The organism is Flavobacterium sp. IMCC34852 (assembly GCF_030643905.1).
GTDB classification, from domain to species: Bacteria; Bacteroidota; Bacteroidia; order Flavobacteriales; family Flavobacteriaceae; genus Flavobacterium; species Flavobacterium rivulicola.
The window spans coordinates 2,248,258-2,267,202 of record NZ_CP121446.1; the positions used below are offsets into that span (position 1 = coordinate 2,248,258).

Annotated in this window: 21 protein-coding genes; 12 read left to right on the forward strand and 9 right to left on the reverse strand. The window is 36.6% G+C overall.

What is annotated here, in order from left to right; genetic code table 11:
* The first annotated feature begins 70 nt into the window (after positions 1-70).
* On the forward strand, positions 71-1,012 hold the full coding sequence (locus tag P7V56_RS09700; RefSeq protein ID WP_171221640.1) for a LysR substrate-binding domain-containing protein: 942 nt from the start codon (positions 71-73) through the stop codon (positions 1,010-1,012).
* 33 nt (positions 1,013-1,045) lie between these two features.
* On the opposite strand, the gene P7V56_RS09705 is transcribed toward P7V56_RS09700, so the two are convergent.
* From P7V56_RS09705 to P7V56_RS09725, 5 genes are all read right to left on the reverse strand, one after another.
* Entirely contained in the window at positions 1,046-1,240 is a 195-nt protein-coding gene (locus P7V56_RS09705) for a hypothetical protein (RefSeq protein WP_171221641.1), read from the reverse strand.
* Between the two features lie 209 nt (positions 1,241-1,449).
* Positions 1,450-1,644 carry a hypothetical protein gene (locus P7V56_RS09710; protein WP_171221642.1) on the reverse strand — a complete coding sequence of 65 codons (195 nt, stop codon included), beginning with the start codon at positions 1,642-1,644 and terminating at the stop codon, positions 1,450-1,452.
* Positions 1,645-1,770: 126 nt separating this feature from the next.
* A complete protein-coding gene (gene mnmC2 / locus P7V56_RS09715; protein ID WP_171221643.1) occupies positions 1,771-2,436 on the reverse strand; it encodes a tRNA (5-methylaminomethyl-2-thiouridine)(34)-methyltransferase MnmC2 in 666 nt (221 codons plus the stop codon).
* Between the two features lie 2 nt (positions 2,437-2,438).
* Positions 2,439-2,900, reverse strand: a complete 462-nt coding sequence (locus P7V56_RS09720; RefSeq protein ID WP_171221644.1) for a hypothetical protein — start codon at positions 2,898-2,900, stop codon at positions 2,439-2,441.
* Positions 2,901-2,903: 3 nt separating this feature from the next.
* Positions 2,904-3,404, reverse strand: coding sequence for a DUF4920 domain-containing protein (locus P7V56_RS09725; RefSeq protein ID WP_171221645.1), 501 nt, complete (start codon positions 3,402-3,404; stop codon positions 2,904-2,906).
* Positions 3,405-3,682: 278 nt separating this feature from the next.
* On the opposite strand from P7V56_RS09725, the gene P7V56_RS09730 reads away from it, so the two are divergent.
* Both P7V56_RS09730 and P7V56_RS09735 read left to right on the forward strand, forming a co-directional pair.
* Positions 3,683-4,750 carry a branched-chain amino acid aminotransferase gene (locus P7V56_RS09730; protein WP_171221646.1) on the forward strand — a complete coding sequence of 356 codons (1,068 nt, stop codon included), beginning with the start codon at positions 3,683-3,685 and terminating at the stop codon, positions 4,748-4,750.
* A gap of 197 nt (positions 4,751-4,947) precedes the next feature.
* Positions 4,948-5,526, forward strand: a complete 579-nt coding sequence (locus tag P7V56_RS09735; protein ID WP_171221647.1) for a hypothetical protein — start codon at positions 4,948-4,950, stop codon at positions 5,524-5,526.
* A gap of 1 nt (position 5,527) precedes the next feature.
* Here the strand turns inward: P7V56_RS09735 and P7V56_RS09740 are convergent, their stop codons facing one another.
* Positions 5,528-5,911, reverse strand: a complete 384-nt coding sequence (locus tag P7V56_RS09740) for a pyrophosphohydrolase domain-containing protein (RefSeq protein WP_171221648.1) — start codon at positions 5,909-5,911, stop codon at positions 5,528-5,530.
* Positions 5,912-5,990: 79 nt separating this feature from the next.
* Here P7V56_RS09740 and P7V56_RS09745 point away from each other — a divergent pair, with 79 nt between their 5' ends.
* A complete protein-coding gene (locus P7V56_RS09745; protein ID WP_171221649.1) occupies positions 5,991-6,179 on the forward strand; it encodes a hypothetical protein in 189 nt (62 codons plus the stop codon).
* Position 6,180: 1 nt separating this feature from the next.
* Here P7V56_RS09745 and P7V56_RS09750 read toward each other — a convergent pair whose 3' ends face one another.
* Positions 6,181-7,788 carry a class I SAM-dependent methyltransferase gene (locus tag P7V56_RS09750; RefSeq protein WP_171221650.1) on the reverse strand — a complete coding sequence of 536 codons (1,608 nt, stop codon included), beginning with the start codon at positions 7,786-7,788 and terminating at the stop codon, positions 6,181-6,183.
* 94 nt (positions 7,789-7,882) lie between these two features.
* Here P7V56_RS09750 and P7V56_RS09755 point away from each other — a divergent pair, with 94 nt between their 5' ends.
* From P7V56_RS09755 to P7V56_RS09770, 4 genes are all read left to right on the forward strand, one after another.
* Positions 7,883-8,989 carry a GyrI-like domain-containing protein gene (locus P7V56_RS09755; RefSeq protein ID WP_171221651.1) on the forward strand — a complete coding sequence of 369 codons (1,107 nt, stop codon included), beginning with the start codon at positions 7,883-7,885 and terminating at the stop codon, positions 8,987-8,989.
* A 61-nt stretch (positions 8,990-9,050) separates the two neighbouring features.
* Positions 9,051-9,593, forward strand: a complete 543-nt coding sequence (locus P7V56_RS09760; protein WP_171221652.1) for an RNA polymerase sigma factor — start codon at positions 9,051-9,053, stop codon at positions 9,591-9,593.
* 30 nt (positions 9,594-9,623) lie between these two features.
* Positions 9,624-10,037, forward strand: a complete 414-nt coding sequence (locus tag P7V56_RS09765; RefSeq protein WP_171221653.1) for a hypothetical protein — start codon at positions 9,624-9,626, stop codon at positions 10,035-10,037.
* 4 nt (positions 10,038-10,041) lie between these two features.
* Entirely contained in the window at positions 10,042-10,503 is a 462-nt protein-coding gene (locus P7V56_RS09770) for a sensor of ECF-type sigma factor (protein WP_171221654.1), read from the forward strand.
* Between the two features lie 26 nt (positions 10,504-10,529).
* Here P7V56_RS09770 and P7V56_RS09775 read toward each other — a convergent pair whose 3' ends face one another.
* Complete coding sequence (locus P7V56_RS09775; protein ID WP_171221655.1) at positions 10,530-11,573, reverse strand: WD40/YVTN/BNR-like repeat-containing protein; 1,044 nt, start codon at positions 11,571-11,573, stop codon at positions 10,530-10,532.
* Between the two features lie 135 nt (positions 11,574-11,708).
* Between P7V56_RS09775 and P7V56_RS09780 the strand changes: the two genes are divergently transcribed.
* Complete coding sequence (locus P7V56_RS09780) at positions 11,709-13,121, forward strand: hypothetical protein (protein WP_171221656.1); 1,413 nt, start codon at positions 11,709-11,711, stop codon at positions 13,119-13,121.
* A gap of 131 nt (positions 13,122-13,252) precedes the next feature.
* Positions 13,253-15,238: a KUP/HAK/KT family potassium transporter gene (locus P7V56_RS09785; protein ID WP_171221657.1), complete on the forward strand. Its 1,986-nt coding sequence runs from the start codon at positions 13,253-13,255 to the stop codon at positions 15,236-15,238.
* Here the strand turns inward: P7V56_RS09785 and P7V56_RS09790 are convergent.
* On the reverse strand, positions 15,228-16,400 hold the full coding sequence (locus tag P7V56_RS09790; RefSeq protein ID WP_171221658.1) for a poly(ethylene terephthalate) hydrolase family protein: 1,173 nt from the start codon (positions 16,398-16,400) through the stop codon (positions 15,228-15,230). The genes P7V56_RS09785 and P7V56_RS09790 overlap by 11 nt on opposite strands.
* Before the next feature lie 120 nt (positions 16,401-16,520).
* Here P7V56_RS09790 and P7V56_RS09795 point away from each other — a divergent pair, with 120 nt between their 5' ends.
* Together P7V56_RS09795 and P7V56_RS09800 are read left to right on the forward strand one after the other, a co-directional pair.
* On the forward strand, positions 16,521-17,741 hold the full coding sequence (locus tag P7V56_RS09795; protein ID WP_171221659.1) for an RsmB/NOP family class I SAM-dependent RNA methyltransferase: 1,221 nt from the start codon (positions 16,521-16,523) through the stop codon (positions 17,739-17,741).
* Positions 17,742-17,746: 5 nt separating this feature from the next.
* Complete coding sequence (locus P7V56_RS09800; protein ID WP_171221660.1) at positions 17,747-18,832, forward strand: endonuclease; 1,086 nt, start codon at positions 17,747-17,749, stop codon at positions 18,830-18,832.
* Positions 18,833-18,945: the final 113 nt, after the last annotated feature.

Below are 18,945 nucleotides of genomic sequence, written 5' to 3' on the forward strand. Positions count from 1 at the left end.
GAAATATAAAGGCTTCATCACCATAGTTTTAACTTATAGTTTTTATCTTTGTATCAAATTTCATTATATTATGACTATTACGCAATTAAAATATGTTTTGGCAGTGGCCGAACACAAAAACTTCACTTTGGCTGCAGAGAAATGTTTTGTAACACAACCTACGCTCAGCATGCAAATCCAAAAGATTGAAGAAGAGTTAGCCGTTCAAATTTTTGACCGAACCAAGAAACCCATTCAACTTACTGAAATTGGGCAAAAAATCGTTAATCAATCGAAAAACATTGTCAATGAAGCCGATAGAATTCAGGATATAGTTGACCAGCAAAAAGGGTTTATCGGTGGTGAATTCCGCTTAGCGATTATCCCAACTGTAATGCCGACTTTGTTACCTATGTTTTTAAATAATTTCATCAAAAAATACCCGAAAGTCAAACTGATTATTGAAGAATTAAACACAGCGGAGATTATTACCAAACTAAAAAACGGACATTTGGATGCTGCCATTGCCGTAACGCCTTTGGAAGATGAAAAAATTAAAGAAATTGTATTGTATTACGAACCTTTTGTTGCTTACATTCCGGAAAACCATCAATCATTTCACAAAAAAGAAATTGAAGTCAGTGATTTGAATGTAAATGAAATTTTACTACTACAAGATGGTCATTGTTTCAGAGACGGAATTCTGAATCTGTGTAAAAATTTGGGACATGATGAAAAATCACATTTTCAAATTGAAAGCGGAAGCTTCGAAACTTTAATAAAATTGGCCGATGAAGGATTGGGTACTACACTGCTTCCCTATTTACACACTTTAGATTTGCCGACAAAAGATGCACTGAAATTGAAACATTTTGCAGAACCTAAACCGGCTCGGGAAGTGAGTTTGATTTTTCCCAAAAATGAACTGAAAATTCACATCATTGATGCGTTGAGAAATACTATTTCTGGCGTAATTAAAGGCGCAATTACTTTTCAGAATGTGGAAATCATCAGTCCGTTACAAAAAAAATAAGGAGCTGTTGCACCAGCTCCTTATTTCATTCTGTTAACTAACTACAGATAAACAGTCTTTTAATTCGGGATGTTCTTTGGTAAAGAATTGAAGCCATCTTTTTAATTGTTCTATTTCATAGGGCAGCAAATTTTTTACGGCTTTTTTTAATTCTTTAGCAAAAAGAATCGGATCAAAACTTACTCTCTCGAGTACCGATTTAGTGTAATCGTAAATCATTCTAGGCATAATGGTTAAGATTTGGGGTTATCTTATTGTAAGAACGTTGAGTAAAAGTAAAATAAAAAATGTTTAGCCACAACAAAAAATGTTAAAACTTATCGTTTAAGTACTATAAAAATCGATGAAGTGCACTTTTACCTATTTTAAATATGTTTTATCTTACTATTTTAATCAAAGACATAAAAAAAGGAATCGTTTAAATTCCTTTAGTTTTATTAATTAACATTTAAGATACATTGTCTAAGTTCCGGTTTTTCTTCGGTAAATTTTAGCAACCAGTTTGTTAACTCTTCAAGTTCGTATGGTAATAAGAACTTATAAGCTTTAGAAAGCTCTTTGCAAAAAAGGTCAACATCAAAACTTACTCTTTTCAACACGGACTTAGTGTGGTCTAACATGGATTTAGACATGAGAGCAATAAATTTTAGGTTTGGAAATTAGTAAGAACGAATTTTTATTTTTATCAAAATTATTGAAAAAAAAATTCCGTCAATAAAAAACATAGTTAAAAATAACTTCAAAAAAAGTTAATTTTTTTAAACTCCTTTACTGGCGCGCAACATTTCTCTCTTACCCGGAGCGCCGGGTAACTTTTCTACAGAAAACCCTGCAGATAGCATCGCATTTTTAATAGAAGTACGACAGGCATAGGTTACTAAAACTCCGTTGTCTTTCAAGGCAGTGTACATCAATTTAAAAATGGCTTCTGACCATAGTTCGGGTTGCACCCCAAAACCGAAAGCGTCAAAGTAAATCAGGTCAAAAGCATTGATATCATTGATATCTTGGAAATATTGCTTCCGTTTGGTTAAGTTAAAATTGGGTGAAATACTGTGTTTATCATCCCAACTCGTTTGGTGTAAAAGTTCAAAAATTGGGTTTTGCTTTTCATCGATTAGCTTGGCGTAATTCATTTGTAAAGCTTCTGCTAAAGCTATCGGATAAGCTTCTATTCCGGTATAATTTACCTTTTGATTGGTATGCTTTTGGGTTTCTAAATAAGTGATAAAAGCATTCAATCCGGTGCCAAAACCAATCTCTAAAATAGCAATGGTCTTTTCCTTTTTCAGAAAAAGACCATTCTTTATAAATACATGATAGGCTTCTTGAATTGCACCGTGTTTAGAATGATAACTCTCATTCCACTCCGGCAAATGAATGGTTGTAGAACCATCTAGAGTCTGAATAATTTCTCGCTTCAAAATTACTCTTTAATGTAAAGTTTTTTGATTCTGGGAATTGGTCCGCCACACTTTTGTTGGTGACATTGAATACAAGCATCTACGCCGGTATTAAAATGTTTTTTGGCATTCTTAGGATCTTTGTAAATCAACTCTTGCGCCTTGATAAATTTGGCTGCTTGCTCTTTAAAAAAAGCATCATTATCTGTTTCATCAGTCATTACTGCCTCATGAATTCTCAAAAAATGTTGTGGAAACTGACCAATAGTATCGCCTTTTTGTATGCGTTCTTTCAAACGCTGGTTATCTACATACATTTGCTCCATCAAAGCGGCCATTTCCGACATTTGGTACATTTCCAACTTCTTTTCAGCTTTAGGATCGCACTTTTCTTCCGTTACTTTTTCTTCTTTCTTTTGACAAGAAAGCACTGATAACGCTAAAAAAAGAAGCACCAAAATTACAACTATAACTTTCTTTACCATTGCTTATTTTTTGATGTAAACACCATCAGCCAAAAAAGAATAAGTCACTTCCGGTTTGGTGATTTTGGCGATTTCTGCTGCCGATTTCCCACCATCTTTAGCATAATGTTTTAATTCCTCTACAGATACAACATCCACAAAAGCTTTACCATTAACGATAGCGGTACTGTTATCTGCATTCAAAGGCACAAAAAAACCATAGTCTTTAAATTTTACAAATGAAGTATCATCACCGGCCATTTCCATTTTCATCCAACAACCTTTCTTTTTACAAACCGATTTAATGTTAGATTGGAATTGTACTGTAATGGTATCTCCTTTTTTGAGGTTCTTGTATTTTTTCAGCATTTGATCTTTGGTCAAAATCTTTGTTACTTTAAATTTTTCACCGAACAAAGCATAATTTTTAGCGTCAAAAGCGACTGCTTTCGACTTAGATTGTGCTATAACATTACTACCAACAAAAAGTGCAATAGCAATAAGCAATAAATTTATTTTTTTCATTTTTATGGTTTTAGAATTACAAAAGTAAACAGATTAACAAATTCACATACTATTATGGCAATTAATTTCTCGTTTTAATGAAATATTAAGACAAAAAACAGAGTGCCGAAGAGAATTTGGAAAAAAGCATTCAATATTTTTTCGGGGTGCAAATGGCTAATATTTTTTTATTAGTTTTACAAAAAACTAACAACACAACTTATAATTTTGAGAAATTCAGCATAACTTACTGATTACAAATCAAATAAAGCTTTTTTTCTTGTTAAACTTGATATTAAATGATGTTAAAAACACCTTCCGAAATCGATATAGTTAGAGCTTCTGCGTCTAAAATTAACGAGGTCGATTTTGAAAACCTTGCCTTTGGAAACACTTTTACTGACCACATGCTAATTTGTGATTTTAGAGAAGGCCAATGGCAAAAACCAATAATAAAACCTTACGAGCCATTTCTGATTGATCCTTCTGCCAAAGTGTTCCATTATGGCCAAGCTATTTTTGAAGGAATGAAAGCTTACAAAGATGAAAACGATGACGTTTGGTTGTTCAGACCGGATGAAAATTTACACCGTTTCAACAAATCGGCTAAAAGAATGGCCATGCCCGAAGTTCCTGAAGAAATTTTCATCGGTGGTTTAAATGCCATCCTTGATCTGGAGAGAGACTGGGTTAAAAAAGGCTTAGGCAATACTTTATACATCAGACCGTTTATGATTGCAATTGGTTCGGGCGTTATTGCACAACCATCCACTCAATACAGATTCATGATTATCCTTTCTCCAGCTCGTTCTTATTATTCAGGAGAAGTGAAAGTGATTATCGCAGAACATTTCAGTCGAGCGGCCAATGGCGGAATCGGAGCGGCCAAAGCAGCCGGAAATTATTCGGCTCAATTTTATCCGCAGAAATTAGCGCAAGAAAAAGGGTTTCAACAAATCATTTGGACTGATGATGCTACCCATACCAAATTGGAAGAAGCCGGAACGATGAATGTATTTTTCAGAATTAATGATACTTTATATACCGCACCCACCAGCGAAAGAATCCTTGACGGTGTTACCCGCAAAAGTTTAATCGAATTGGCCAAACGCGAGGGTATTAATGTCGAAGTTCGTTCGGTATTGGTGGACGAATTAGTAAATGCTGCCAAAGACGGAAGTCTAAAAGAAATTTTCGGAGCCGGAACTGCTGCAGTAGTAAACCCAATTGTAGGGTTTCAGTACAAAGACGTGTATTATGAGTTACCAAAAATGGAAAACTCATTTGCCTCGGAATTGAAAGACAAATTGACTAAAATTCAGTACAAACTGGCCGAAGATACTTTTGGCTGGACGGTTAAAGTATAGTGTTCCGTAATAAATTGGCCATTTTCTGTTTATAATTTAGCTCCGAGGAAACTCGGAGTTTTTTTTACTTATTACTAAAGGACTGTAAGATAATATTCCAATAAATATCGCAACCATTAAAAAAAAGAATATTAATGAAAAAATAGGATTCAAATTATCATTTTTAAACTAAATTTGGTTTTATAAATACCACAATTATGATCCGTTTTTACCCCAATGAAGTCTTTCGAGAAGTCGAAATAGACTATCCTTTGCAATTGCGTTATGCTGTATCCAACAGAGGAAGATTGATAAGTTTCACAAACGATTTTAAGGACGGCACCCTACTAAAAGGCGGAGTGGTTGACGGCTACAGAACCTTGCGTTACAAAATGCGCAAAGACGGTAAACTACTCAATAAATCAATGTGCATTTATAAACTGGTTGCCCAATTATTTATCCCGAAAACTTCTGATGACCAACTGTATGTCATCCATTTAGACCACAGCAGAGATAATGACGTAGTTTCTAATTTGAAATGGGTGAACTATGAGGAAAAAATGGCCCATTACAGGAAAAGCCCTGCGGTAATCAAATCTAAGCTGAAACTGATAGAGCACAACATCAAATCGGATGGCCGAAAATTAACTTCTACTGATGTGATTCGATTGAAAAAAATTTTAAACAAACCAAACCGTAAAACCCGTATCAAAATATTAGCCAAACAATTCGGCATCAGCGAAATGCAAATTTACCGAATTAAAACCGGCGAAAATTGGGGTCACATTAAAGTTTAGTTTATCGCAAAATTTCTTCGAAACTAGGCTTAAAGTAATTCGGGCCTTTCATTACTTTACCGTCTTCACGGTAAATCGGCTGACCGTCTTCACCTAGTTTGCTCATATTACTGCGTTGGATTTCGTCAAAAACTTCTTCAATTTTGTGTTGCAAGCCGTGTTCCAATATCGTTCCGCACAAAATATACAGCATATCGCCTAACGCATCGGCAATTTCAACCAAATCGCCATTCTGAACGGCTTCGAGGTATTCTTCGTTTTCCTCTTTCATCAAATTAAAGCGCAACAAGTTCTTTTGTTCTCCTAAGTGAGCTTTCATTTCGTGACTTACACCCAATCCGAATGCGGTGTGAAATTCTTTTACTGCGTTAAGTTGTTTTTGCATAATAATCAAAAAATTAATTGATGCTGCAAGTTATAACTTTAGGATACATTTGAGTATTTTTGTTGAAAATTTGAAATAAATGTTCACAACTGGTCAATGGGTTTTTGCCGCCTTGTTTTTTATCGCTTTTGTAATCGCTGCCTATTTTGCTTATGGCAAAGACAAAGCCTTACACAATAAGGTTTATAAAGGAAGTTATAAAGTACTTATCGGATTTATTGTTTTTATCCTACTCTTGTTTGTGATCAAAGTGTTTATGAAACACTAATTCATTTCCCTTTAAAAAGATTCACACTCACGGTGGCCAAATCCGAATTCGGAAAACGGGTAAAAACTTTGTCGTCTGAAAACAAACCTGCTTCGGCGGCTATTTTGTGCAAAACATCAATCTCTACAATATACTGGTCTGAAAATCCGTGCGTAGCATCATAAGCCGTTGCTGCAGTTCGACCAATATTTTCGGCAGTCAATTCCGGCGCTATGGTGTGCAATTCGATTAAAAGTAACCCGAATTTTTGAACAAAAGGCGACCATTTCAGCAAATGTTCGAGCAAATTGTCTTCGACTTCATTATTTGAAATACGCTTACCGCGATGAGCAAATGCACCGGTTGAAGTGCTAATGCGATTTGTTGTTTTGTGTTTTGGTTCTTCCCAAATGCGATTGTGGTCGAGAAAGGTTCTCACATTGAGTAATTCTTTTAAATCAATATCGTAATCTTCCTTTAAAGTTTCGGCTAACAATTGCGGTCTGCCGATATCACCCCAAATTACCTTCGCCCAAATATCGGCCTTGATTAAATTGGCTCGAGTAACTTTTAGCGCAGCTTCATTGTAATCAACCCCAACCAAAAACAACGGATACTCATCGAGCATTTTGCCCCGTTGGGTTTGGCGTTCAATTACATCAAAAATATGTTCCAAAAAAGCACCGTTACCACAACCCATGTCGAGAATTCCTTTCGGCTGTTCGGCTATTGGGCGGTTGAATAATTCGATGATAATTTCGTCTACAATTTTAAAATATTCCGCATGAGCACCACCACTTCCCCAAACATTCATTTCGCGATCAACATGTAATTCGGCTTCATGTTCGCCAACATTTCGAAGAATCGAAGCGTTACCAAAAAGCAGTTCGTCCATCTTGCGCAGCGTTGGAATATAAGAAACCGTCACTCCATAAGCCGCAGCTCTTTTGGCATAAAACAAACCGGTTTCAGTGAATTGATAATTATCGCCTTTTTTGGTAAACCAACCCAAATGGGTTAGAAAGTCGAGAATTTCTTTAAAACATTCCGGTTTTTTGTGAAACTCTTCCGGACGGAATGAAGTTTCCATAAAATACTTATGAAACATACCGGTCATTCCCAACATTACGATAGTTGGGCCAACCAAATTACCTTCAATATGATACAAAACCTGTTCTTGAATGGAACGCTCTTTTTCGTCATCCGATAATTTTATACCAAAATTAGTCTTGTATTTTCGGAACAACTCATTGAGCATTTCAAAAGGTTCAACTTCAAATTTTCTAGGGTGAAAATGCTCGGTAAACTGCATCAAATTAAAAACACCTTCATACAGTGGTACCAATGCAAACGCTTCAGCACTTTTTTCATTGGTACTGTAAGAAACTTCATTTTTGGCATTGTCAACTTTTTGGTTCAACCAACCTTGAGAAGCCAAAACCCGTAAAGCTACATTGAGATAACCTTCGTTGGCTTTGAACTCTTCAGTCAGTTCCGAAAGTGCTACTTTTTGCTTTTGCAAAACAAAATCTAAAACGCCTTTTTTGTATAGGGAAAAAGCAACCGGAGCTGTCGTAATTCCGTCTAAATGCCTGAATAAAATACCTCTGAGTTCACTTTTGATTTTCATAAATTGCGTTTTGATTACTAACAAATATACTCAATTGGTAAATAGCAAAAGTTAAATGTTTTATCTTAACTTTGTGTCACCTAAAAATCGACCGATGAGAATCTTAAAATATATATTCCTACTGATATTATTAGCTTTTATAGGCGTTACTGTTTATGTAGCTACTCAAAAAGGCGATTTTGAAGTGTCTAAAAGCACCGTAATTCAAAGCCCGAAAGGAATTGTTTTTGATTATATAAATGATTATAAAAATTGGGAAACCTTTGGCTCCTGGATGACTAAAAACCACGGTATTGCCTTTAATTATCCGGCCAAAACTATGGGACCAGGTGCTAATTTTTCTTGGCAAAAAGATGGAGATGAAGGATTTATCAAAACTTATTTCACCAAAGAAAATGACAGTTTGGTTCAAAGAGGAAACCTAAACGGAACCACTGCTGCTTTTCATTGGAAATTCAAAGATACGATCGGCGGTACCAAAATTACTATCCACTGCAGAGGCAAGATGGATTTATTGACTAAAATCAATACTTTTTTCAGTGGCGGAATGTCGGGACTTTTAACTGATGTATTTGAAAAGAGTTTGCGTAACCTTGACAAGACTTTAGACTATGAAATGAAAACCTACTCTATAAAGGTTAATGGTATTACCCAACGCAATTCGGGTTTTTGTTTGAAACAAACTGTTTCCTGTAAGATTAAAAATCTTTCTAAAAACATTAAAATTATGATGCCGCGTATGGTTCATTTCTTTAAAAAGAACCAACTGGCCATGGCCGGAAAACCTTTTGTGCAATATGAACGCTATGATGAAGTTAATGATTTTGTTACTTTTTCGGTTTGTATTCCAACTACCAAGCAAATTTTTGTGGCATCCGGCAGTGATGTAACTTCGGGAGAAATTGTCCCTTTTACTTGTTTGAAAACAACATTGACCGGAGATTATTCCCATACCCAAGAAGCTTGGAAAAAAGCCCGAAAATATATAGCTGATAATGGTTTCAAAGAAAACTTAGCCGGAAAATATACCGAGGTTTATATCAAAACCATAGACGATATCAAACAGCCGTCGAAATGGGTAACTGAAATTCACATTCCGGTTTTTCCAAAAGCTCCGGTTGCCTCTCCGACCTTGGTACTGCCTACAACCACGCCTGTTGAACCTGCTCAGGCTACCACTACTCCAACCACAACACCTTAATTTTTTTTTGATTGGATTAAACCTTTTCTTTTATCTTTATTCCAAACCATAAATTATCGCTTTGCAAGAGGAAAAGGATTTTATTCGGGAATTATTAAATCCGAAAACGCAGAATGCAGCGTTTCAAAAACTCTTGCGTGATTACCAAAGACCTTTGTACAATCATATTCGCAACATAGTATTGAACCACGATGATGCCGATGATGTACTGCAAAATACGTTTGTCAAAGTTTTTCAATATTTAAAGGATTTCAAAGGCGATAGTAAATTGTTTTCTTGGATGTACCGTATTGCTACAAACGAAGCGATTACCTTCATTAATCAAAAAGCCAAGCGTAAAGGCACAACCAGTGAAGCCATGCAAACCAAAATGGTCGACAATTTAAAAGCTGATGATTATTTTGATGGTAATGAAATTCAAATTAAACTGCAAAAAGCCATTGCCCTCTTGCCCGAAAAACAGCAATTGGTTTTTAAAATGAAGTATTTCGAAGAAATTAAATATGAAGAGTTATCGGAAATTTTAGGCACATCGGTTGGTGCATTGAAAGCATCCTACCATCACGCGGTGAAAAAAATTGAAGATTTTATGAATACCAATTAAACTTTATACCCTTATTTTTGTCAAAGCATTATGAAATCATTTAAACTCGATAACGAACCCAAAATCAGCTCAGGATTTACAACACCTGAAGGTTACTTTGACTCGTTTACAGACAAGATGTTAGCTCAACTTCCAAAAGAAGAGCCGAAAGTCATTTCAATCTTCAGCCGAAGAAAAGTTTGGTATTATGCCGCCGCTGCAGTGGTTGTAATGATGCTATCCATTCCTTTATATACTAATTACTTTAGGGCTTCGGAAGAAGTTGATGCTCTTGCTTTAGAAGACTACATCACCAATCACACTACTATTTCTGAAGATGAAATTGCGAATTTATTAGACCAAGAAGATTTAGAAAAAATGAAATTAGATCTGAATCTTGAAGATGAAGCCGTAGAAGATATCTTATTAAACAACAACGATTTAGAACAATACATTACAGACTAAAGATATGAAAACAAATAAAATACTTATTGCCATTATCCTGCTTTTTTCGATAAACACCTTTGCCCAAGGTGGCCGTTTAATGAGAGAAAAAAAGGATCAAATTAAAGCTATGAAAGTGGCTTACATTACCAATGAACTATCATTAACACCGGATGAAGCTGCCAAGTTTTGGCCTCTGTATAATGCGTTTGAAGAGAAACAACATGAAATCAGAAAGCAAAAACTAAAAGGTTACTTGGACCGTATTGATGATGAATCTTTTGATAATTTATCTGAAAAAGAAGCCTCAACCATTTTAACCCAAATGGAAAGTACTGAAGAAGAATTGCACCAAGCCAAGAAAAAATTTGTAGCCAGCTTAAAAGGTGTCATTCCTTCCACCAAGATCCTAAAACTCAAAAAAGCTGAAGAAGGATTCAATCGAAAATTATTGCAACAATACCGCGATAAAAAAATGGGAAGATAATAAAATAAGAGCGTCAAATGACGCTCTTATTTTTTGAACTCAATCTTAATAATTTTGTCTTTCCCTGCGGCAAAAGCGGTGTCTTTGTCGAGAAATCTTATGGTGTATAAAGTTGGATCGGTTGACAATTGTTGCCAAGTATAACCACCATCAGCAGAATAATGCAAACCGTTTGCTCCTACGGAAACAATCCCTTTTCCTTTAGATTTTGGCACAAATTGAACACATGAAGCGTAGCCAAAACCGGTATTTTCTCCTATCAATTTCCAAGTTTTACCACCGTCTGTCGTAATCGCTTTGTTTTGAAAGTTTTGGTTTGGTTTTTCATAATTGCCACCCGCTATAAATCCGATATTTTCATTATAGAAATCGGCAGTAAAGATTCCGGTCATTGCTTCGCCTTGAACTATGGGTGTTTCATAAACTTCCCATGTTTTGCCTTTGTCATTCGAATGAAAAACCCTTGACTTCTTTCCGCCGGAAACCACCCAAGTATGGTTGCCCTTAATTACTATATTAGTATTACTCGCCGCAAACGCGGCTTCACCATCAACTGTTTTAGGTAAATTTTCACATGATAATTTTTGCCAAGTGTTGCCACTGTCTCTGGTAATTATTATTGAAAGGCAATCGGCTGTCGGATCGCCAATGGCAATTCCTTCTTTTTCATTCCAAAACTGCATACAGTCATAAAATACTTTTTTCCCAAACTCTTTGTAAACGGTTTTTCGTTCTTTTAAATCGGCAGAAATTTTTCGCAGTCGTGCCGAATCTCCTATTGATAAAGCAAAAATATGAGTCCCATTAGCAGCAATACTTCTGCATTCTCGCTGTGGTGTATCTGCAATAACAACTTGTTTGGAAACATTCGGATTATTATCAAAACGAATATAGCCAACTTTCCCCAAGCTTCCGGTGTAATAAAGTCTATCCTTGGCAATGTGAATGGCTCTGATGCTGATTTTATCCTTCAAAATAGTATCTATTTTAATCGATTGAAAAGTTTGCGCTTTTACATTGGTACCCAAAATCAAAAAAAATACAGCGTAAAGAAATAGTTGATTTTTCATAGTAAATACAAGGATTTGAGGCGAATATACAAATTTTGACTCAGTTAAGATTTAGTTAAAAATAGCTAAAAAAATCCTATGGCACAGTAATTGGTTGTTCGCTAACAAAACTATTCCATATTAAAACATTATATTATGAAAACTAAAATGATAACATTGTCAGTGCTGTCGCTATTGAGCATCACTACCCTTTTTGCCCAAGACAGGACTACGGTTTCAGCTTACAATTCTGAAATCAGTGACAACCTTGATTTAAGAGCGGTGGCTTCTATTTTTGGAGATTCCAGAGATTTAGCCGATTTTGAAAGAAGGTTGAATGACCCGAAAATTCAAATTTCCAATTTGGATTTAAACGAAGACAATCAAGTTGATTACTTGCGAGTGATTGAAACTGTAGAAGGCAATGCCCACTTAATTGTTATCCAATCCGTTTTAGGCCGAGATACTTTTCAGGATGTAGCTACCGTAGAGGTAGAACGAGATCGAAATAATCGTGTGCAAGTACAAGTGGTTGGTGATGTTTACATGTACGGGCCAAATTACATTTACGAACCGGTCTATTCTTATACCCCGGTGATTTATGCTTCCTTTTGGGTTGGAAATTACAGACCCTATTATTCTTCATGGTATTGGGGATATTATCCAACCTACTATTATGCTTGGTCTCCCTGTCCAATTTTCAGATATAGAAGTCACATTGGAATCACTATCAATTTTAACCACCACTACAATTATGTAAATTACAGAAGATGTGAAGTAGCCTATAATGGTTATTACCGTGGCGGAAGAAGAGGAAATGGTTATGAAGTTCGTTATCCGAATCGTTCATTTCAGGTTAGAAATACCGGTTATACCAATCGTCATGAATTAGACAGAAACAGAAATATCAGAACCGTTGGAACCAGAGAATATACCAACAATAGTCCAAGAAACACTTCTTCGGGTATTTCTCCAAGAGTTAATCCGTATGCCGGAAGCAATTCCCCAAGAGCTATCAATGCGCAAGCCAATTCTCCGAGAACTAACGGGAATACTAAAAGTGAAACCCCAAGAACGGTTATGACTGATGGTAATCCGAGAAATTACGATTCTCCAAGACCCGTTAGATCCGAACAAGTTTCTCCGAGAACAAACTCAAATCAAGGTTATGAATCACCAAGAAATATATCACCAAGAAATGTAACCCCAAGAAGCAATACCCAAAGTTATGAGACACCATCCAGAGGTTATGCCAATCAAGGAAATCAATCTCCTCGTGCTGCGGAACCAAGAGCCAATGCTCCCAGAGAAATGTCAAGCCCAAGAGGTAATACCCAAAGTTATGAGACACCATCCCGAGGTTATGCCAATCAAGGAAATCAATCTCCTCGTGCTGCGGAACCAAGAGCTAATACTCCCAGAGAAATGTCAAGCCCAAGAGGTAATGGTGGTGGACAAAGAGCAATATCAAGTCCAAGAGGAAATGGCGGTGGACAAAGAGAAATGTCGAGCCAAAGAGGAAACTCTCAAAGAAACGAAAGTGGCTCCAGAGGAAACAGAAGAAGTTAAGTTTGTATATAGTTTTGTTGTTTGGAAAAAAGACATCGCTTAGGCGGTGTCTTTTGTTTTTAAAAATAATTGACCGTTAGAGAATGAGATATATCAAAAAGATATAAATTTGCTGTCTTTAACTTTTTATTATGAGTTCTCACAATCATAGTCTTCATAGCAAATTATCCATAGGTGGATTATTAGTAACATTAGGAATAATTTATGGAGACATCGGAACATCTCCGTTGTATGTAATGAAAGCCATACTTGGTGTTCACGAAATTTCAAGAGATATAGTTTTAGGCGGAATTTCGTGTGTATTTTGGACCTTGACATTACAAACCACAATAAAATATGTCATCATAACTTTAAGTGCGGATAATCACGGTGAAGGAGGAATTTTTGCCCTCTTTGCTCTAGTCAAAAGAACTAAAATTAAATGGCTTATCATTCCGGCAATTATTGGTGGTAGTGCTTTGCTGGCAGACGGTATTATAACGCCGCCTATCTCGGTTTCTGCGGCAGTTGAGGGTATTAATACCTTCTACGCTATGGAAACAAGGACAATTCAGATTATAGTAATTTGTATATTATTTGTTCTTTTCACCATTCAACAATTCGGTTCCAAATTAGTAGGTAAGTTTTTTGCCCCCATGATGTTAATTTGGTTCTCCATGTTGGGCATCTTGGGATCATTACAAGTCATGAATGATTTATCGGTTTTTAATGCCATAAATCCTTATTATGCTTATGAATTATTATTAATTCATCCTGAAGGTTTCTTCGTTTTAGGTGCTGTATTTTTGTGTACTACCGGTGCGGAAGCTTTGTATTCGGATATGGGGCATTGCGGAAGAAAAAATATCAGAATCAGCTGGATCTTTGTTAAAGTAATGTTGTTGCTCAACTACTTCGGGCAAGGCGCCTATTTAATTTCACATGAAGGCCAAACCCTAGAACAGTTAGGAGGAAAAGACGGCAATCCATTCTATTTAATCATGGCCGATTGGTTCCAACCTATCGGAGTGGTCATCGCTACTATGGCTGCGGTAATTGCCTCTCAAGCCTTAATCAGTGGTTCATTTACCTTAATCAATGAAGCCATGCGCCTAAACTTTTGGCCAAAAGTAAAAATCAAATATCCGACCGAATTAAAAGGGCAATTGTATATTCCTTCTATCAACTGGTTATTACTCTTGGGCTGTATCGGCATCGTTTGGTACTTTGAAAAATCAAGCGCCATGGAGCATGCTTATGGTTTAGCCATTGTTCTTTGTATGATTATGACCACTATTTTACTCAACTTCTATTTGATTATGAAACGCGTAAAATGGTATATCATTGGAGCATTAATTACCGCTTATCTAGTGATTGAACTGAGCTTTTTAGCTGCCATTCTTCCAAAATTTATTCATGGCGGATTTGTAACTCTTATCATTGCTTCTGCCTTAATAGGTGTCATGGCCACTTGGTATTTGGCCAAACAAATCAGTAAAAATTACACTAAAATTGTTAAAATTGATGATTACAAAAAGGTACTTGCCGAATTAAGTGTTGATTTATCTATCCCAAAATATGCAACTCACTTGGTTTACATGACCAACTCAAACAGAAGTGATGAGATCGAAGAAAAGGTAATGTATTCAATACTTCAAAAGCGACCGAAACGTGCCGATTTGTATTGGTTTATCCACGTTAATATCTTGAGCGAACCTTACAAAAAAGAATACCGTGTGACCGAAATTGTAAAAGATGACATTTACAGAATCGATTTTTATTTAGGCTTCCGTGAACCTACCAAAATTAACTTAATGTTCAAACAAGTAATCAAAGAAATGGTAGATCGCGGTGAGGTTGATATCACCAGTAGATACGAATCTCTCAACAAAAATAACATCATCGGCGACTTCAAATTTGTACTTTCAGAGAAATTCTTGTCTAATGACAGCGACCTAACTTTCTTTGAAAAAGTAGTCATGAATACTTATTTCTTGATGAAAAAAATGAGTTTGTCTGAAGAGAAAGGTTTTGGGCTCGATAGTAGTTCTGTAAAAATAGAACAGTTCCCATTGGTAATTCACGCTCCCGAAAAAATCGAAATGCGCAGAATTGACGGTGACCGAACTATTTTATAATTTTTCCGGTACCAATTACTTTTCCGTTACAAAGAACAGTATAAAGATAGATACCGTGGGCTAAAGTCTCGGTTTCAATAGTAGTTGAATGCATAAATGATTTTTCTGAAATGATTCGGGCATGGCTGTCTGCTATTTTTATTTGATAACTTTCTGACGCCTTTCCTTCTATCTTTATATAATCACCGGCCGGATTGGGATACACTTTGATAAAACTTTCCGCTTCAGAAACAGCTACACTCAAACCATTACATTGAAGACAATTCTTTTGGAACGTTATGGCATTGTCTGCTACGATTTGGGTGTCAAATAAATTGCCCTGACTACAATTTCCTTTCAACTGATAATCCAACCAAGGCAAAAGATAGGTATTGATAATCGTTTGCTGAACCGCTCTGCTGATGGTAGGCTGTGGCGAACAAGAACTTTCGCCTACATTACAAAAAAAGTTACTGTTGGCCATCTGACAATGACTCCCACCCGTTATGCTGATTAAGGTTTTACAATTGCCGGCCAATCCGTTATACATAGGAATCTGATGGGCATTGGGCGGTGTAACACAATCATTAGCACCCGAAAATAATAATGACGGAATGCTAATAGATGCCGCAGCTGTTATAGCCGAAGGATTGGTTTCAGCCGCAGCAAAATTGACCAAGGTTTTAATGTTACTATTAAGTTGTGCCGCCAAAAAAGAAGCGCCGCCACCCATACTGTGTCCCATCACGGCATTCATCGTACTGATTCTATTGTAAAAAACCGAAGAAACATTAGTATTCAAAACGGTCATTTGGTCTAAAACAAAAGCCAAATCCTTTCCAAACTCTAAATGCGACGGTGATAGTGAACCTTCTGTCTTGGGAAAAACCATGATATAACCATTGGGCACCAAAGCATTCCAAACATTTTGATAAGCATCCCAAGTCATCACAAATCCGTGACCAAAACTCAACACCGGAAAAGTACCGCTTACCGTAGTCATCGAAACATTATCGCCCGAAACATCAGCCGGATAATAAACTTCCGTGGCAATCACCCTATTGTTTCGGGAAGCATCAGTAAAATTAATGGTGGTATGTCCTATTTGAAACGGTTGGCTAAAACCAACTTGACTCAAAGTCATCATGAGAAAAATAACAACAACCTGATGAATAGCTTTCATTTTTAGAGATTTAATCTAACCAAATATAGGGAATTCTGTTTCCAAACTGTTTTTAGCTTGTTAATTTTAAGCTTGGATAATAAAAAAGGAATATCTTTGCACGCTTATTTTTTTTACAACATGCGATTACATCGAAATTTAGTCTACACCACCATTGATTCCTTAAACGCCATTTTTAACGAAGGCGAATATGCCGATAAAGTCGTGGCTCGTGCCTTAAAAAAAGACAAACGTTGGGGAAGTTCCGACCGTAAATTTGTGGCCGAAACCATCTACGAAATCGTACGCTGGAAAAGACTTTACATGGAAATTGCCGGGGTAAAAGAACCTTTCGACCGTGACCAATTATGGCGAATCTTTGCCGTTTGGGCTGTCCTTCGTGGTTATCCTATCCCCGATTGGCGTCAATTGGAAGGCACACCCGAACGCAAAATCAAAGGCCGTTTTGACGAATTGTCTAAAATCAGAAAAATGCGCGAATCTATTCCGGATTGGATGGATGAATTGGGTGTCAAAGAATTAGGCGAAGAAGTTTGGACCAAAGAAATTGCGGCCCAAAACAAACAAGCGCAAGTGATTCTGAGAGTGAATACTTTAAAAACAACCAAAGAAAAACTCCGCGCCATTTTAATGGACTTAAACATCGAAACCGAGTTTTTAAAAGACCAACCCGATGCTTTAGTCTTAAAAGAAAGAGCTAATGTGTTCTTAACCGATGCTTTCAAAGAAGGTTTATTTGAAGTACAAGACGCTTCTTCCCAATTGGTTGCTGCCTTCCTGGATGTACAACCCGGTATGAGAGTTGTGGATACTTGCGCGGGTGCCGGTGGAAAAACCCTTCACATGGCTTCGCTTATGCAAAACAAAGGGCAATTAATTGCCATGGATTTGTATGAAAGCAAACTCAAACAATTAAAATTAAGAGCCAAAAGAAACGGCGCTTTCAATATAGAATACCGTATAATCGACTCGACTAAAGTCATCAAAAAACTTCACGAAAAAGCCGATAGGGTTTTGATTGACGCACCCTGCAGCGGATTGGGCGTATTAAAAAGAAACCCCGACGCCAAGTGGAAACTGCAACCGGAATTCATTGACAACATCAAAAAAGTACAAGCCGAAGTTTTAGAAAACTATTCTAAAATAGTTAAACCGGGAGGCAAACTCGTTTACGCCACTTGCTCAGTCTTACCCTCTGAAAATCAGGAACAAGTTAAGCATTTCTTAACCACCGAAATCGGCAAATCTTTTACCTTTGTAAAAGATACTAAAATTTTAGCCCAAGAGACCGGATTTGACGGCTTTTACATGGCTTTACTGGAACGAAAAAAAGAAGCATAAAACAAATGAAGAAAATCTTTACCCTTTTATTATTAGGTAATGTGTTTTTGGGTTTTGCCCAAATACCGGCAGGTTATTACAATACTGCAACCGGAACCGGTTACACCTTAAAAACACAACTTTTCAATATCATTAACGACCACAATGATAGAGGTTATAATCCCGGATTATACATTACTTATGAAACATCTGATATAGACAACTATTATGAAAATAATGGAACTATGTTGGACATGTACACTGAAAACCCAACTGGAACCGAATGTGAATATGTATATGGTGGTGGTTTACAAGATGATGGTACGTTAGGAAATGCTGAATGTCAAAGATACAACAGAGAACATTTAATACCACAATCGGTTTATAACTCTGCAACTCCTATGTACTCTGATGCTCATTGCGTTGTACCGTCTGATAAATATGTTAACGCACAAAGAGACAGTTGGCCATTTAGCAAAGTAAACAATGCGACTTCAACCTATTCCAATGGTTCAAAAAAAGGTTCTAACTTAAACTCAGGTTACTCTGCCGGTTACACCGGAACAGTTTTCGAACCGATTGACGAGTTCAAAGGAGACATCGCTCGTATGCTCTTGTATTTTGCCACTCGCTACGAAGACCAAGTAGCCGGATGGAATTACTCTATGTTCAACGGTACCAACGATCAGGTTTTTACTAATCAATCAATCAATGTACTTTTAACTTGGCACAATAACGATCCGGTAAGTCAAAGAGAAATCGACCGAAATAATGCTATTTATGTTCGTCAAAACAACCGTAACCCTTACATTGACCATCCGGAATATGCCATGCAAATTTGGGGTACTTTATTGAGCAACCCAACATTCAACACCACAACTACGGCCAATATTTATCCTAATCCTTCACAGGACGGAAATATAACGGTTGAATCTCAATCAACCATTGATACTATTGAAATCATTACTATCAATGGTCAGGTTTTACAGCAAATCAAAAACCCAACTCTAAACAGTAATACTTACACTATCAGCAATTTACCCAAAGGGTTTTACTTCGTCAAAATAGCTTCCGGCTCAGGTGCTGTGACGAAAAAAGTTTTGGTAAACTAAATTTCTCCCTAAAAATAACTTCAAACGCCGTTGAAATTCAACGGCGTTTTTTTGTATTTCGCCGTAATTAAGCGCAGAAAACATCGTTTTCCTTTGATGTTTAGCGCTTCTTT